We start from the raw sequence: 15,717 nt of genomic DNA, 5'->3' as shown, positions 1-15,717 counted from the left end.
CTTCCCATCCCCCCCGCTCTCACGCTAAACCACCGCCCAAACCATTCCCCCCAAAGGAGCCCGTACAATGGCAGCCTATCAATACGTCTACCACATGGACGGCGTGTCCAAGACCTACCCCGGCGGCAAGAAGGTGTTCGAGAACATCCGCCTGTCCTTCCTCCCCGGCGTCAAAATCGGTGTGGTCGGTGTCAACGGCACCGGTAAATCCACCCTCATGCGCATCATGGCGGGCATGGACAAAGACTACCAAGGCGAGGCCTGGGCCGCAGAGGGCGCGAAGGTCGGCTATCTGCCGCAGGAGCCGGAGCTTGACCCGTCGCTCGACGTGCGCGGTAACGTGATGCTGGGCGTGGCCGCCAAAAAAGCGATCCTCGACCGCTATAACGAGCTCGCCATGAACTATTCTGATGAGACCGCCGAGGAGATGGCCAAGCTGCAAGACGAGATCGACGCCCAGAACCTCTGGGATCTCGACAGCCAGATCGACGTCTCCATGGAGGCGCTGCGCTGCCCCCCCGATGACGCCGATGTCACCACGCTGTCTGGCGGTGAGAAACGTCGTGTCGCGCTGTGCAAGCTCCTGCTCGAAGCCCCCGACATGCTGCTCCTCGACGAGCCGACCAACCACCTCGACGCCGAGACCATCGCGTGGCTGCAACAGCACCTCATCGAGTACAAGGGCACGATCCTGATCGTCACCCACGACCGTTACTTCCTTGATGACATCACCGGCTGGATTCTTGAGTTGGACCGTGGCGCCGGCATTCCTTACGAGGGCAACTATTCCGCGTGGCTGGAACAGAAAGCCAAGCGTCTGGAACAGGAAGCCAAGGAAGACAAATCCCGCCAGAAGACCCTTGAGCGCGAACTTGAGTGGATGCGGCAGGGCCAGAAAGCCCGCCAGTCCAAGCAAAAGGCGCGTATCGATCGCTATAACGAGCTTGCCGGTCAGTCCGAGCGCGACAAGATCACCCGCGCCCAGATCGTCATCCCGAACGGCCCGCGCCTCGGCTCCAAGGTCATCGAGGTCAATGGGTTGTCGAAACACATGGGCGACAAGCAGCTGATCGAGGGGCTGGACTTCTCCCTGCCGCCGGGCGGCATCGTCGGCGTCATCGGCCCGAACGGCGCCGGCAAATCGACGCTCTTCCGCATGCTCACCGGCCAACTCGAACCGGACAATGGCACGGTCGAATACGGCGACACGGTCAAGCTGTCCTATGTCGATCAGTCCCGCGACGATCTCGACCCGAACGAGACCGTGTTCGAGGCCATTTCTGATGGCCAACAGGTCATCGCCCTCGGCGACGCGGAGATGAACGGCCGGGCGTACTGTTCCGCCTTCAACTTCAAAGGCGGCGATCAGCAGAAGAAAGTCGGCGTCCTCTCCGGCGGTGAACGCAACCGCGTCCACATGGCGCGCCTGCTGAAATCCGGCGGCAACGTGCTGCTGCTTGACGAACCGACCAACGACTTGGACGTGGAAACCCTGCGCGCTTTGGAAGACGCCCTGACCGACTTCGCCGGCTGCGCCGTGGTCATCTCCCACGACCGCTTCTTCCTCGACCGCATCTGTACCCACATTCTGGCGTTCGAAGGCGACGCCCATGTGGAATGGTTCGAAGGCAACTTCGAGGATTATGAGGAAGATAAGAAGCGCCGGTTGGGACCGGATGCGCTTGAGCCCAAGCGACTGAAATACAAGAAATTCTCGCGCTAAAAGCGCGGGGAGTTCTTGTAGTTCCGCTTGGGCTTCGAGGCGCGCGAGGCAGTGTATTTTCAAAGAAAATACGCGTTCGCGCCCGGTGGAGCAGGGGCGGAAGGTTTCAGATCAGGAAGATTGACAAAGGCGCCCTCGGGCGCCTTTCATGTGTATTCACCATAAAACGAATTATTTTCATGGGCCCCAAATGGAACAAAGCAGTCTTTCTGAATATATACATTTCGGAACATCAGTCAGGTACATACAAGACGCCCGAGCAGGTTGGTACTTTCACGGAGAGGGGATGCTCAAAGAAAATATAGATCAGATATTTGAATTTATTACAAAAAATCAAATGAAAGTCTCGATCAACGCTTCTTGGAAAATGAGGGAGTATGTTGAACAACTCACAGAGATTTTTTCATCTGATGACAATCAAATATCAGCCGATCAAGCAAATGATCTGTGCAGACTTATGAATGATCTTCGTTTTGTTATTGATAGCGAAGCACAGGAGGTAACCGCCTTCTTTCCTAAAGAAAAAAGATACAATGCCGACTATCTATTCAACAACATTGGAGCCGTAGTCGGTGAGACTATTTTTGCTTCGCTACCTCCAAATGCTCAAATGGACGTCGAGTGCGCAGGAAAATCAATTCTACTAGAGCAACCCACTGCAGCTGCTTTTCATATCATGCGTGCCTGTGAATGCACATTAAAACAATTGTATTTATCGGTGGTTAAAAAAGGCCGCAAAGATCCTGCAATGTGGAACAACATGGTCCAGCATCTCGTCGAAAGGAAAGCCCTTGATGACGCTCAAAAAGGTACTTTGGACATTTTCCGCAAAGGTTTTCGCAATCCAACGGCTCATCCAGACACCTTTTACACCTCCGATCAGGCACAAGACCTGCTTGCGACGACTGCGCAGCTATTAAACCAGTTGGTTACACACCCTAGATACGATCGCGAAGCATCCTAACCCCGCGCCTGACCCTTAGGGGAAGGTGCGTGAAATGCGCCTTCCCGTCGCACCAAAGGTGCGCCGATCATAGTCGGCACGCCTCCGGCGTGGCGGGGGAAGGGTAAGGCGCGTCAAAGATGCTGCGCATCTTTGATTGGTCTCCATTTAAAAGCGACTTCTCCATCCCCCCCGGCGCTCCGCTTCACTCCGCGCGTTCGACCCTGAAAACAGTCCCCCGGACTGTTTTCTTTACGGGCCTCACTCCGCCTCCCGCCAAGCCGCCAACTGCTCCTCCACACTCAACCCTGCCTTCCGCGCGCGGTCCATCGCCTTCATCTTCCGCTCCGTCACCGCCACCTCCGCGATCTTCATCTGCGCGTAAGTCCCCAGCACATGGTTGATCCGCGCCTGATAGCCCGGCCCCTGCGCCCGGAAAAACTTCGCGACACTCTCATCGAGCCGCAAAGTCACTTTCATCTTCTTCTCGGTGACGTCGAAGTCTTGTTCCAGCGTGGCCCAGGCTTCGGGGACGATCTGCGCCACGTCCCAGTCAAAGGCATCGAACCGGCCCAGCGCATCGGCGTGGCGTTGCAGGCGCTCTTGGGCGAGGCGCTTTGTCTTGGTGAGGCGGGATCTCGGGGGCATGGCAGGTCTCCAACGGCGGCGACATACACCCTAACAGGCACGGGTTAACCCCGTCTGATCAAAGCGTTCGCGGGGTCCGACAGAAGTCCGACGCAAAGCCGACACTTTGCCGACCCCGCAAAATTCCCCTATCCAGCGGCGCGCAAACATGTCATAAGTCGCGCGCTAAGTTACCTCTTTCGACCCTTCTGTTCTCCTTCACCGGCCACAGTTATCGAACGATTACGACAACGCCGGGTCGCTGCACTCTCGCGAGCGACGCATACATTAGGAGTACTAAAAATGGCCAATGGCACCGTGAAATGGTTCAATTCCACCAAAGGTTTCGGCTTCATCCAACCGGAAGGCGGCAGCAAAGACGTGTTCGTGCACATCTCTGCCGTTGAGCGTTCCGGCCTCACCGGCCTGGCCGATGGCGCGAAGGTTACCTTCGACATCGAAGCTGGCCGTGACGGTCGCGAATCTGCGGTGAACCTCGTTCTCGCCTAATTTCAGGCAAACGCAGGAATATAAGAGGCCCGGGCGTGTCGCGTCCGGGCCTTTTGCTATCTCATACGAGCGCCATCAGATCGCCATCGCCCTCACGCGCGACCTGCGGCACCAGCCCGCTGGCCACGACCGCAAGCCCGTCAATCGGCGTGCCGCGATCCTCGCGCAGGATGCAGGGCGTCAACTGCACGGAGGCAAATCCGGCCTCGGACAAAAGCGCCTCGACATAGCTCTGCGCATGGGCAAACCGCCGACTGTCGCGCAGCTCCACCGGCCGCTCGCCCAGCTCCACGGTAAAGGCCAAGACGCCGCCCGCTGCCAGAGACCCGGCGCACCAGCCGATCACCCGCTCCAACGCACCAAGGTAGATGAACACATCCGCCGCGACGATCAGATCGAACCTCTGCTCCGTCACCTCAAGCCGGGCAATGTCGCGTTTGTCGAGCACATCGTAAATGCCCTTGCGATCCGCCTCGACCAGCATGCCGTCGGAAATGTCATAGCCGACAAGATGCCCCGAGACAGGCCGCAACACGGCCCCCATCAGCCCGGTGCCGCAGCCGAGATCGAGCACCGCGCCGAACTGTGTCCGCCCGGCCAGATGCAAGGCCTCCATCACGATCTCAGGCCCGCGATAACAGAGTTTGTTGATCAGAGAGGCCTCAAACCGCGGCGCATATTGGTCAAAAAGCAGCTCGACGAAAGCCGGAGGCATGGCCTCCACCACAGACACTTTGCGCAACAGATCGCGTTTCAGCCCCGCCCCCAAAGGGTCACTCGGGTCGGCCAGAACCGCCTTGTCCCAAGCCTCACAGGCTGCCTCAGTCTCGCCCGCCAGTTCAAGAAATTCACCCATTCGGAACCACCCGGCGGCCCAACTCGGCGCAAGCGCGAGCGCACCGGACAGGGTTTCGATCGCACCGGCCAGATCGCCCAGATGCGCCAAGGTTTCGGCAAAAGACGCCCGACGGTCCGCCGTCAGATCGCCCGAGGAAAACAACGTCCCCGCCATCGCTTAAACTTTCAAAGGGGTTCGCTCATTTGCCGGTTTCAGGCCACGCGACGAACGACACGCTGCACGTCCGTGCGTGCATCGGTGCCGCAGTACTGCGACACCGTATTTGCTGTCAAGACAATCGTTTTTAACGCTTTTTCACGAACTCGGTGAGGATCACGATGCGCTGACCTTCAACGCGACCCTCGATGTGGTTTGCGTTGTCCGGAACGAGGGAAATCCCCCGCACAGCCGTGCCGCGTTTGGCGGTGAAGCCCGCGCCCTTGACCGGCAAATCCTTGATCAGGACGACCGTATCTCCCGCCGAGAGTACCGCACCGAGACTGTCGCGATGGATCACTTCGGGACCGGCGGCCTTGGCCCAGTCTTCGATCTCGGGTTCCAGATACAGCATATCGAGCGCATCTGCGGCCCAGCCTTCCTCCTTGAAGCGGTTGAGCAGACGCCAGGACACGACCTTGACGGCGTCGCGCTCGGACCACATCGAAGTGGTCAGGGCCTGCCAATGGCCTTCGGGGACGGTGTCGCCCTTCAGACCGTTTGCACATGTTTCACAAAGGCTTACGACATCCAAGCGCGGCTGAACCGTCACATCTGTCAACGGGCCTGCGGCACCGCAAATCTCACATTCGGCCATCACGCCCTCCTTTATTGCGCGCGCAACCTAAAACCCACGCCGCGACAGAACAAGCGACAAACTGCCGCTCATTGCCCCGCCCCTGTTAAAGGGGGAGAAAAATACACGCAGAACCCCTTTCATCTCGACGGCGAACCCCGCATAGTTGGGGTGACGGGGGGGCTGTCCGAGGGAAAACGACCGTGCGAAACGCGCTCAAATCACCTGCATTCAAAACAGTTGCATTCTCGGGCGTTCTGCTGCTCAGCGCCGCGAGTGCACAGGCCTTTGACGCGAAGCTCACCACCACGGCCGATGACGATCTCAAGAAACAGCTCGAAAGCGCTTCCGCGACCCTGACGGCAGCCGAAAATGACGTCACCACGCCGGAAGAAATCATCGCCGCCGTGCAAAGCGATTATCGCAATCTGATCGGCGCGCTCTACCGCGAAGGCTATTACGGGCCGACGCTTTCCATTCAGGTGGACGGGCAGGAAGGCGCGTCCATGTCCCTGATTTCGCTACCGAACGCCATCGACAAGGTGGTCATCAAGGTCAAACCCGGCCCGCAGTTCGTCTTCGGCACCACCAAGATCGGCCCGCTGGCACCGGACACGGTCTTGCCGGAGGGATTTGCCAGCGGAGAGATCGCACGGTCGAACCTCATTGGCGACGCGGCAGATGTGGCGATTGAAAGCTGGCGTCAGGCGTCTCACGCAAAGGCGGATCTCGTCGATCAGACCGTGACTGCGGATCACCGGGATCAGACGCTGGACGCCGAATTGACGGTAGATCCGGGGCCGGCGGTCAGACTTGGAGAGCTGCATTTCTCCGGCAAAACCACGGTCCGCAAAGACCGCCTGAGACGGATCGCCAATCTGCCGACGGGAAGTGCCTATGATCCAGACAAGCTCAAACTTGTGACCAAACGGCTGCAAGCCACCGGCACCTTCCGCTCCATCACCTTGCGCGAGGCGGAAACCCTGAATGCGGACAACAGCCTCGACATCACCGCCACGCTGATCGACGACAAACCGCGCCGTTTGGGCTTTGGGGCGGAACTCTCCTCGCTCGAAGGCGCGACGCTCAGCGCCTATTGGATGCACCGCAACCTGACCGACAATGCCGACCGTCTGCGCTTTGACGGAGAGCTGTCGGGGATCGGCAGTTCCACGGGGCTCGATGCCACGCTTGAGGCCAGCTATCGCCGCCCGGCCACGGTAACGCGCAAGACCACGCTGATGCTCAACGCCACCATCGAACATCTCGATGAGCCGGAATACCTCTCGGATAGTGGCGAGTTCACGGTTGGCTTCGATGTCGAAACCTCACCCAATACGACCTTCTCGGCGGGGATCGGGTATCGCTATTCCGAGGTCGAGGACGATCTCGGATCGCGGAGCTTCTCGCATATCATCCTGCCGATCGAGGGCAGTCGCGACACCCGCGACAATTCCCTGAATCCTGCCTCCGGCACCTATGTCGAGGCGGAAATTGAGCCCTTTATCGGGGTGAACGGATCGGCCACCGGTACACGCATTTTCACCGACGCACGCGCCTATCGCGCTTTCGGGGCGGATGATCGCTTCACGCTGGCCGGACGGGTGCAGCTCGGTTCCATCCTCTGGGCCGACTACACCGAAGTGCCGCCCGATTTTCTGTTCTTCTCCGGTGGCGGCGGGACCGTGCGTGGTCAACCGTACCAATCGCTTGGCGTCGATATCGGCGGCGGGGATGAGACCGGCGGATCAAGCTTCTTCGGTTTCTCCGGCGAATTGCGCACCAAAATCAAAGGCGCGATCTCTGTCGTCGGCTTTTACGATCTGGGCGGGATCGGCACCACTGCGCTGCCCGGCGAGGATGCCGAATGGCACGCGGGGGCAGGTCTTGGGCTGCGCTATGACACGGGCTTCGGCCCGATCCGCTTCGACCTTGCTGGCCCGGTCTCGGGCGACACGGGCGACGGGATGCAAATCTATATCGGGATCGGACAGGCGTTTTGAAAAAGCTTCTCCCCATCACTGTGGCCGCCACCTTGCCGCTCGCGCTCGTCGCGCAAGACAATGCTCAGGACACAGCCACGCAGGACGACACCAATCGCGATCGGTCGATGATCGTCGGCTTTCTCGAAGACAACCTCTCCGGCGGCGGGCGTGACATTCGGATTGAGGGTTTCAAGGGCCTTCTGTCCTCCACCGCCACGATGGAGGAGATGACAATCTCCGACGCGGAAGGCACATGGTTCACGCTGCGCGACGCGGAGTTGGAATGGAGCCGCAAGGCGCTTTTGTCGGGCCGTGTCGAAGTCACCAAGATCACCGCAGGCGAGATCATCCTCGACCGCCTGCCGGAAACGACGGAAGACGACAGCGTCGATCTTCCCGATCCGGAAGCCACGCCATTCTCCCTGCCCGAGCTGCCCGTCTCCATCGACATTGGCCAGATCGAAGCGGAACGCGTGCGCCTCGGCGCGCCGGTGCTCAAACTTGGCGAACCCGTGGAGCTTTCGCTGTCCGGTTCGGCCAAGCTGGCCGATGGCTCCGGCTCGACCGCACTGGAAATTCAGCGGATCGACGGCACGGAGGGCAACTTCTCCGTCGATGTGTCCTACACGAATGAAACCGAAGTGCTCGATCTCGACATTTCGCTGAAAGAAGGTCCGGGCGGGATCGTCTCCACGCTCGGCAACCTGCCCGGTTCTCCGTCTTTGGCGCTGGTCGCAAAAGGGGCCGGGCCGCTTGACGATTTTGCCGCCGATCTGTCGCTCGCCACCAACGACACCCCGCGCCTGACCGGTAAGGTGTCGCTCACGGCAGAACCCGATCCAGAAGCGCCGGACGCCCCTGCCCCGCGCCGATTTGCGGCCAACCTGTCGGGCGATCTCACCCCATTGTTCAGCGCCGAATACGCCCGCTTCTTTGGCCCCTCCTCGACACTGGACGCGCAGGGCCTGTCCTATCCCGAAGGCGGTTTTGATCTCGACCGGTTCACCCTATCGACCCAGACCCTGTCTCTTGTCGGCGCGACACGGATTGCCGCAGACGGCCTGCCGAGTTCCTTCTCGGTCTCCGGCACGCTCGACAGCATCGACGACCGCCCCGTGCTCCTGCCGTTTGGCGATGCGCGCAGCCAAGTGGATCACGCCAAAATCCTCGCCGAATATGATGCCGAGAAAGCCGAAAGCTGGACCGCGCAGATCGACATGGACGGCTATACGCAGGATGGGCTGAGCATCGGCAAGGCCAGCGTTGAGGCGGATGGTACGATCAGCCGCAAAACCGTTCAGGATACCGAGACAGGGAGCAACTCTGTCCTTGGCGCCGTCACCGCGAAATTCGCCTTGGCGCTGCAAGAGTTCGCCTCCGAGGATACTGCGTTGCAAGACGCGGTCGGGTCCACCCCCGCGCTCACCGGCTCGGTGGCCTGGGAAGAAGGTCAGCCGTTCCAGATCGAAAGCCTGATCGCCAAAACGGATGCGACCAAAGCCACCGTGACCGGGGACATCAACGGGTTCGACGCGGGCTTTGAATTCACCGGCGATCTATCCATCGACACGCCCCGGCTGGCGCGGTTCTCCGGGCTTGCAGGGCGGGATCTGTCCGGCACGCTTTCGGCCAAGGCGAGCGGCAGCATCTCGCCGCTCAACGGCACGTTCGATCTGACAGCGGAGGCGACGGGCAGCGATCTGCGCTCCGGCATCGCGCAGCTTGATGCGCTGACCGACGGCAAAAGCACCGTGTCCATTGCAGCGCGGCGCGATGGCACCGGGCTGACGCTCCGCAAAGCGGACATCACCACGCCTGCTCTAAGCGTGCGTGCGAGCGGCGCTTTGAAATCCGACAGTGGCGCGCTGTCTCTGGATGCGAAACTTGATGACGTGGCACGGCTGGAGCCGAACGCCACCGGGCCACTGAGCCTGACACTCAACATGAGCCATACGGGGGCGGAGACGCCTTGGAGCACCGCCGCACAAGTCACCGGCCCCGGCAATTCGACCGTGGCGCTGTCCGGTTTGCTCTCCACCGGGCAAGAGGCTCAGGCGAGCGAGGACACGACAAGCGAGGCCACAACCACTGATGAAACCGCCGCGCAAGGCGAACTGGCCTTCACCGGCGATCTGGACATCGATGTTGCAGAGCTTGCCACCTTTGCGGGACTGGTTGGTCAAGACCTGTCCGGTGCGCTGAAAGCCAAGATCAACGGCAGCGTCACCCCCCTCGCGGGCTATTTTGACGCCACCGTGGACGCCACCGGCACCGATCTGCGCTCCGGCATTGCGCAAGTCGATGCGCTGACGCGCGGCGAGAGCACCGTCTCGCTGATCGCCAAACGCGACGAGACCGGCATCACCGTGCAAAAGGCCGAGGTCGCGACCCCGGCGCTTGAGGCCAGTGCAAAAGGCACGTTGTTGAACGACAGCGGCGATTTCACCTTTGATGCGAAACTCGACGATGTGGCGCGCCTTGGCATGGGGCTCAGCGGCCCCCTGACCGTGGCGGCGGACATCACCCGCGCCAATGCGCAAAGCCCTTGGGAGACCGACGCCACGGTTGATGGCCCCGGCGGCTCTGCGGCGACGCTCTCTGGCAGCCTGACGCAAGACCTCAGCACCGCAGACCTGACCCTCAAAGGCACCGCGCCGCTCGGCCTCGCGAACAGCTTTACCACAGCCGTGGTGACCCAAGGGACATCCGCTTTCGATCTCTCGGTCAAAGGCCCCCTCGCGCTGTCCTCCGTCAGCGGTCAGGTCCAGCTCCAATCCGGGGCGCGGATCATCGTCTCCGCTGCCAATCTCGCGCTCGCTGTGGATCGCGCAACCGTGTCCTTGAACGGTGAGCAGGCGCAGGTCGATTTTCTCGCCAGCGCTGACAGCGGCGGGTCCATTTCGACCAGCGGCAGCGTCGGGCTGAGCGGATCGCTTCCGGCCAATCTGGCCATCGGCCTCAACGATCTCGGCCTCACGGACTCGCAGCTTTACAGCACCTCGATTGACGGTGATTTGACCGTCATCGGCGGGCTGACCGGCGGGGCGAATATTGCGGGGGCGCTGACGCTTGGCGAGACCGAGGTCAACATCGCCACCAATTCCTTCGGCAGCGGCGGCGATGTCCCCGACATCATCCATCGCGGCGCGAGCGCGGCCGTAACCGAGACCCGCGACAAAGCCGGGCTGATCGCCCAAGCCGCCGCAAGCGGCAGCAGCAGCGTGGCCTATGGCCTCGACATCAGCATCAACGCACCCGGCAAGATCTATATCCGTGGACGCGGCCTCGACACCGAATTGGGCGGGCGTCTCCGGGTGCGCGGCACCACGGCGGATATCGTTCCCGTCGGGCAATTCTCCCTCCTGCGCGGACGCATGTCCCTGATGGGCAAACGCATCGTGATGGAAGAAGGCTATGTCACCTTGCAGGGCGAACTTGACCCGGTCATTCGCTTGGTTGCCGAGACGGAAACCGATGATCTGACGGTCCAGTTGATCACCGAAGGCACGGTCAGCTCCCCGGAACTCACCCTGTCCTCTTCACCGGAAATGCCCGAAGACGAGATCCTCGCCCAGCTTCTGTTCGGCAAAAGCATCAGCGAAATCTCCGCTTTCCAAGCCGCGCAAATGGCCTCTGCCGTGGCGACGCTCACCGGCAATGGCGGCGGGCTTGTGGGATCGATCCGTGACAGTTTCGGGCTGGATGATCTCGACGTTCAGACCTCTGAAGAAGGCGACACTTCACTCAAGGTCGGCAAGTATCTGACCGAAAATATCTACACAGATGTGACGGTAGACAGCGCCGGGACATCGGAGATCAATCTGAATTACGATGTGACCAAAAACATCACGCTGAAAGGGACCACCTCGTCCGATGGCGATTCCAGCATCGGTGCCTTTTTCGAGAAGGATTACTGAGCACAGCGTAACGCGTCGGGTTTGACCGCGCTCAAGGCGGGGCATGAGAAATGCCCTAAACTGGGCACCGGATTTGGGAGGTGCGCTGTGGCGGAGACGGTATTTCATACCGATAAACTGGTCAAAACCTATCACACCGGCGGCACGGAAGTGCGGGCGCTGGATGGGGTGGATTTGGACCTGTTTGCCTCAGAGCTGACCGTGCTTTTGGGGCCGTCCGGGTCGGGCAAGTCGACGCTTCTGAACATTCTGGGCGGGCTTGATCATGCCACCTCCGGATTGGTCGAATTTCGCGGACGCGATCTGACCGTTTTGTCGGACCGCGCGCTGACGCGCTACCGCCGCGATCATGTCGGCTTCGTGTTTCAGTTCTACAACCTCGTGCCCTCGCTCACCGCGCGCGAGAATGTGCAGATGGTCACCGACATCGCCCCCAATCCGATGAGCGCCGCAGAAGCGTTGGAACGCGTCGGAATGGGGGACCGGATCGACCACTTCCCCGCCGAACTGTCGGGCGGGCAGCAACAGCGCGTCGCCATCGCCCGCGCCATCGCGAAACGGCCCGAGGTGCTGCTGTGCGACGAACCCACCGGCGCTTTGGACAGTTCCACCGGGGTTCAGGTTCTGGAAGCGATCCGCGAGATCAACGAAGATTTGGGAACCACCGCCATCGTCATCACCCATAACGCCGCCATTCAGGCCATGGCGCATCGGGTGGTGCGGTTTCAAGACGGCAATATCTCCTCTGTCGCCACCAATGACACCCGCGTCAAACCCTCCGAGATCGTGTGGTGAGCCATGCATGCGCTCGACAAGAAACTCCTGCGTGATTTCCAGCGGCTTTGGGGGCAGTCGCTCGCCATCGCTCTGGTTCTGGCTTGCGGGGTGATGATCCTTCTCACGGCCTTCGGCATGTACCGGGCTTTGGACGACACGCTTGAAGCTTTCTACGAGCGCAATGAATTCGCCGATGTCTGGGCCGCTGCCGAGAAAGCCCCGCGCCCGCTCCTGACCGAGATTGCCTCAATTGAGGGCGTGCAAACCGCAGAAGCGCGGGTGCAGGAATATCTCATGCTCGACATTCCGGGCCGGGTGAAATCGGCGACGGGGCTGGCGCTCAGCCTGCCGGAGAATGGCGCGCTTCCCGTGCTCAACCTGCCGATCCTGCGTTCCGGTCGCCTGCCCGATCCGCAAGCGAGCGGCGAGGTGCTGGTCACGGAACCTTTCGCAGAGGTCAATGGCTTTGCCTTGGGCGACACGTTCGATGCGTTGATGTCGGGGCAGAAACGCACGCTGACGATCACCGGCACCGCGCTTTCGCCCGAATTCGTCTACGCCATCGGCCCCGGCTCTCTCATGCCGGACGACGAAAGTTTCGGCGTGATGTGGATGCCGCAGCACATGCTGGCCTCCGCCTTCGACATGTCGGGCGCGTTTAACACCGTCACGCTCTCCCTGTCGCGGGACGCCAATGAAGACAGGGTGATCGACGCGCTGGACGATCTTTTGTCGCCTTACGGCGGCACCGGGGCCTATGGCCGTGTGGATCAGGCCTCAAACGCCTTTGTCGCGACCGAGATCAAACAGCTCAAGAACATGGCCACCATCCTGCCACCTGTATTCTTTGGCATCTCCGCCTTTCTGGTGAATATGGTGATCGGACGGATCATCGCATTGGAACGCGCCGAAATCGGCCTCCTGAAAGCGCTTGGCTACACCGACCTGCACATCGCCGCGCATTATGTGTTGATGGCGGGGCTCACCGCGGTTCTCGGCATTGTCATCGGCTGGATCACCGGCGGCATGTCGGCGCGTTGGATGGCCGGGGAATATGCGCAGTATTTCAAATTTCCCTACCTGATCTTCAACGTCTCCTATGACGCCTATGCGATCTCCGGGTTCCTCGCCCTTCTGACCGCCGGAGCCGGGGCGCTGCGCTCCGCGATGGGGGCGGCCCGGCTGCCGCCCGCCGTCGCCATGTCGCCCCCCGCCCCGCCGCGCTACAAGCGCACGCTGTTCGACCGGATGCTGGCCTCGGCGCAGCTCAGCCAGCCCTCGATGATGATCTGGCGCTCGATTTTCCGTTGGCCCCTGCGTGCGGCGCTTTCGGCCCTTGGCCTGTCGCTGGCGGTGGCGATCATGATCGCGGTCGGGTTCTTTTCCTATTCGATGGAGGAAATTTCCGACGTCGCCTTCAACCAGTCGAACCGCGAAGACACGGCGCTTTTGTTCTCCAAAGACCGCGCGCTGTCCGCCCTTGAGGACGTGCGCGAACTGCCGGGTGTGATCGAGGCCGAGGGCGAACTTTATACCGCCGTCAAACTGCGCCACGGCCATTTGGAAAAACAACTGTCGATCATCACGCGTGGCAAGGGCGCGACGCTTGCGCGCTCCATCGACGAGGACGGCCATGTGGTCGAGGCGGCGGGCACCGGCCTTTTGATCACCACCCGCGTCGCCGAGGTGCTCGATCTCGCGCCCGGCGATCTGGTCGAGGTCGAATTCATGACCGGGCGGCGGGAGACCTACACGCTTCCGGTGGCGGGGATCACCGAGCAGTTCTTCGGTCTCGGCGCCTATATGACCCGCGATGAAATGGCCCGCCTGACCCGCAGCATCCCGCAAATCTCCGTCGCCAATGTCACGCTTGATCCCGCCGAGGATGCGGCGTTCAACAAGGCGATCAAGGACACGCCGATGATTTCCGGCGCGGTGCGAGTGACGGATATGAAAGCCTCGTTTCAGGCCACGGTGGATGAGAATATCTCGATCATGAACGGGCTGTTTGTGATCGTTGCCGTGCTGATCACCGTCGGGCTGACCTATAACAGCGCCCGCATTCAACTGTCCGAGCGCGCCCGCGAACTGGCGTCCCTGCGCATTCTGGGCTTTTCGAATTGGGAAGTCTCCTATGTGCTGGTCGGAGAGATCATGCTGATTGCGGCGCTGGCGCAGCCGATGGGCTGGCTGATCGGCTACGGGCTGGGCGAGCTGATGGCCGCGAGCTTTACCTCCGATCTCTACAATATTCCGATGGTCCTGCCGCCTGCTGCCTATGCGACGGCCTCGCTCGTGGTCTTGGCGACTGCGCTCGTCTCCGTCATGGTGGTGCGGCAACGCGTGGACCGACTTGACCTTGTCTCCGTGATGAAAACCCGGGAGTGACACGATGACTTCGAAATCCCGCAAATCGCTTTTGACCCTGATCGTGGCGGCCTTCGTCGCTGCGCTTCTGTTCATCGCGTTTCGCCAGCATCCTGTGGCCGTGGACCTTGCCGAGGTCACACGCGGCCATATGGAAGTGACGATCAACGCGGACGGCAAAACCCGTATTCGCAACCTCTACGAGATTTCCTCTCCCATCGCCGGCACCGCCCTACGCTCCCCGGTCGAAGAAGGCGACGCGGTCGTGGCAGGAGACACCGTCGTCGCACAGGTGGAACCCGTCGCACCGTCCCTCATAGATGCCCGCAGCCGGGTGCAGCTTGAAGCCGCCGTGCGTGAGGCCGAAGCCGCCGCCGATCTGGCCCAAGCGCAACTGCGTCAATCCGAAGAAGAACTCTCCTACGCGCAAAGCCAGTTCGAACGCACCAAGGCGCTTGTGACCAAAGGCGTCTCCTCGGTCACCGCCTTGGAAGACGCGCAACAGGTGCTATCCGTCCAGAACGCAGCCCGCGACGCCGCCGTGTCGAATGTGCAGATGGCGCAGTCCTCGCTCGCCCGCGCCCAAGCTGCGCTGATTGAACCCGGCGCAGAAGACGTCACAGGGAACAGTTGCTGCGTCTCCCTGACCGCGCCGACTTCAGGCAAGGTGCTGTCGATCACACAGGTGTCCGAACATGCGGTGTCGGTCGGCTCGTCGCTCCTGTCGATCGGCGATGTCACCGATCTGGAGATCGAGGCGGATCTGTTGTCCTCGGACGCGGTGGGCTTGAAAATCGGCGCGCGCGCCAATGTCGAACGCTGGGGCGGCACGCCCGCGTTGGAAGCCCGCCTCAAAAGCCTCGCCCCCGAAGCCGAAACCCACACTTCTTCGCTCGGCATCGAAGAACAGCGCGTTTCTGCCGTGTTCGATCTGATCACCCCCGCGGAGGAGCGCCCCGGCCTCGGCCATCAATACTCGGTGTTCCTCGAAGTCGTGGAATGGGAGGCCGATGATGTGCTGATGATGCCGGTCTCCGCGATGTTCCGGGAAGGCGCTGGCTGGGCGGTTTTCGTCAATGACGGCGGCAAAGCCCGTCTGCGGACCATCGAGATCGGCCACCAATCGGACCGCATGGTCGAGGTGCGCTTCGGTCTGAGCGAAGGCGATCAGGTGATCCCCCACCCCGCCGATACGATTTCGGACGGGGTGAGCATCGTGGATCGGGACAGTCTTTGA

Annotated in this window: 11 protein-coding genes; 8 read left to right on the top strand and 3 right to left on the bottom strand. The window is 61.1% G+C overall.

The genetic code is table 11. The annotated features are described in order from the left end of the window. Positions 1 to 67: 67 nt before the first annotated feature. Together ettA and ACYBHZ_RS10530 are read left to right on the top strand one after the other, a co-directional pair. Entirely contained in the window at positions 68 to 1,723 is a 1,656-nt protein-coding gene (ettA, locus tag ACYBHZ_RS10535) for an energy-dependent translational throttle protein EttA (RefSeq protein WP_460274233.1), read from the top strand. Positions 1,724 to 2,009: 286 nt separating this feature from the next. Next, a complete protein-coding gene (locus ACYBHZ_RS10530; protein WP_460274232.1) occupies positions 2,010 to 2,687 on the top strand; it encodes a hypothetical protein in 678 nt (225 codons plus the stop codon). 240 nt (positions 2,688 to 2,927) lie between these two features. Here ACYBHZ_RS10530 and ACYBHZ_RS10525 read toward each other — a convergent pair whose 3' ends face one another. Then, complete coding sequence (locus ACYBHZ_RS10525) at positions 2,928 to 3,314, bottom strand: BrnA antitoxin family protein (protein WP_460274231.1); 387 nt, start codon at positions 3,312 to 3,314, stop codon at positions 2,928 to 2,930. A 282-nt stretch (positions 3,315 to 3,596) separates the two neighbouring features. Here ACYBHZ_RS10525 and ACYBHZ_RS10520 point away from each other — a divergent pair, with 282 nt between their 5' ends. Further along, entirely contained in the window at positions 3,597 to 3,803 is a 207-nt protein-coding gene (locus tag ACYBHZ_RS10520) for a cold-shock protein (RefSeq protein WP_066708083.1), read from the top strand. Positions 3,804 to 3,864: 61 nt separating this feature from the next. On the opposite strand, the gene ACYBHZ_RS10515 is transcribed toward ACYBHZ_RS10520, so the two are convergent. Then, entirely contained in the window at positions 3,865 to 4,815 is a 951-nt protein-coding gene (locus ACYBHZ_RS10515; RefSeq protein ID WP_460274230.1) for a class I SAM-dependent DNA methyltransferase, read from the bottom strand. Positions 4,816 to 4,945: 130 nt separating this feature from the next. Next, on the bottom strand, positions 4,946 to 5,455 hold the full coding sequence (locus tag ACYBHZ_RS10510) for an alkylphosphonate utilization protein (RefSeq protein WP_460274229.1): 510 nt from the start codon (positions 5,453 to 5,455) through the stop codon (positions 4,946 to 4,948). 182 nt (positions 5,456 to 5,637) lie between these two features. Between ACYBHZ_RS10510 and ACYBHZ_RS10505 the strand changes: the two genes are divergently transcribed. From ACYBHZ_RS10505 to ACYBHZ_RS10485, 5 genes are all read left to right on the top strand, one after another. After that, a complete protein-coding gene (locus tag ACYBHZ_RS10505) occupies positions 5,638 to 7,437 on the top strand; it encodes an autotransporter assembly complex protein TamA (RefSeq protein ID WP_460274228.1) in 1,800 nt (599 codons plus the stop codon). Further along, positions 7,434 to 11,336, top strand: a complete 3,903-nt coding sequence (locus ACYBHZ_RS10500; protein WP_460274227.1) for a translocation/assembly module TamB domain-containing protein — start codon at positions 7,434 to 7,436, stop codon at positions 11,334 to 11,336. The genes ACYBHZ_RS10505 and ACYBHZ_RS10500 overlap by 4 nt, the downstream gene beginning before the upstream one ends. Before the next feature lie 87 nt (positions 11,337 to 11,423). Next, positions 11,424 to 12,131, top strand: a complete 708-nt coding sequence (locus ACYBHZ_RS10495) for an ABC transporter ATP-binding protein (protein ID WP_460274226.1) — start codon at positions 11,424 to 11,426, stop codon at positions 12,129 to 12,131. Between the two features lie 3 nt (positions 12,132 to 12,134). Further along, complete coding sequence (locus ACYBHZ_RS10490) at positions 12,135 to 14,501, top strand: ABC transporter permease (protein WP_460274225.1); 2,367 nt, start codon at positions 12,135 to 12,137, stop codon at positions 14,499 to 14,501. Positions 14,502 to 14,505: 4 nt separating this feature from the next. Beyond that, complete coding sequence (locus ACYBHZ_RS10485; protein WP_460274224.1) at positions 14,506 to 15,717, top strand: efflux RND transporter periplasmic adaptor subunit; 1,212 nt, start codon at positions 14,506 to 14,508, stop codon at positions 15,715 to 15,717.

Source organism: Celeribacter sp. ULVN23_4 (assembly GCF_054788345.1).
Note: the sequence above shows the minus strand (reverse complement) of the source record. Positions and strands in the feature narration are given on the sequence as shown.

What these genes read in the sequence shown, in the direction of transcription:
- ettA (WP_460274233.1), top strand. Translation starts at nt 68, where the DNA reads ATGGCAGCCTATCAATACGTCTACCACATGGACGGCGTGTCCAAGACC.
- ACYBHZ_RS10530 (WP_460274232.1), top strand. Translation starts at nt 2,010, where the DNA reads ATGCTCAAAGAAAATATAGATCAGATATTTGAATTTATTACAAAAAAT.
- ACYBHZ_RS10525 (WP_460274231.1), bottom strand. Translation starts at nt 3,314, where the DNA reads ATGCCCCCGAGATCCCGCCTCACCAAGACAAAGCGCCTCGCCCAAGAG.
- ACYBHZ_RS10520 (WP_066708083.1), top strand. Translation starts at nt 3,597, where the DNA reads ATGGCCAATGGCACCGTGAAATGGTTCAATTCCACCAAAGGTTTCGGC.
- ACYBHZ_RS10515 (WP_460274230.1), bottom strand. Translation starts at nt 4,815, where the DNA reads ATGGCGGGGACGTTGTTTTCCTCGGGCGATCTGACGGCGGACCGTCGG.
- ACYBHZ_RS10510 (WP_460274229.1), bottom strand. Translation starts at nt 5,455, where the DNA reads ATGGCCGAATGTGAGATTTGCGGTGCCGCAGGCCCGTTGACAGATGTG.
- ACYBHZ_RS10490 (WP_460274225.1), top strand. Translation starts at nt 12,135, where the DNA reads ATGCATGCGCTCGACAAGAAACTCCTGCGTGATTTCCAGCGGCTTTGG.
- ACYBHZ_RS10485 (WP_460274224.1), top strand. Translation starts at nt 14,506, where the DNA reads ATGACTTCGAAATCCCGCAAATCGCTTTTGACCCTGATCGTGGCGGCC.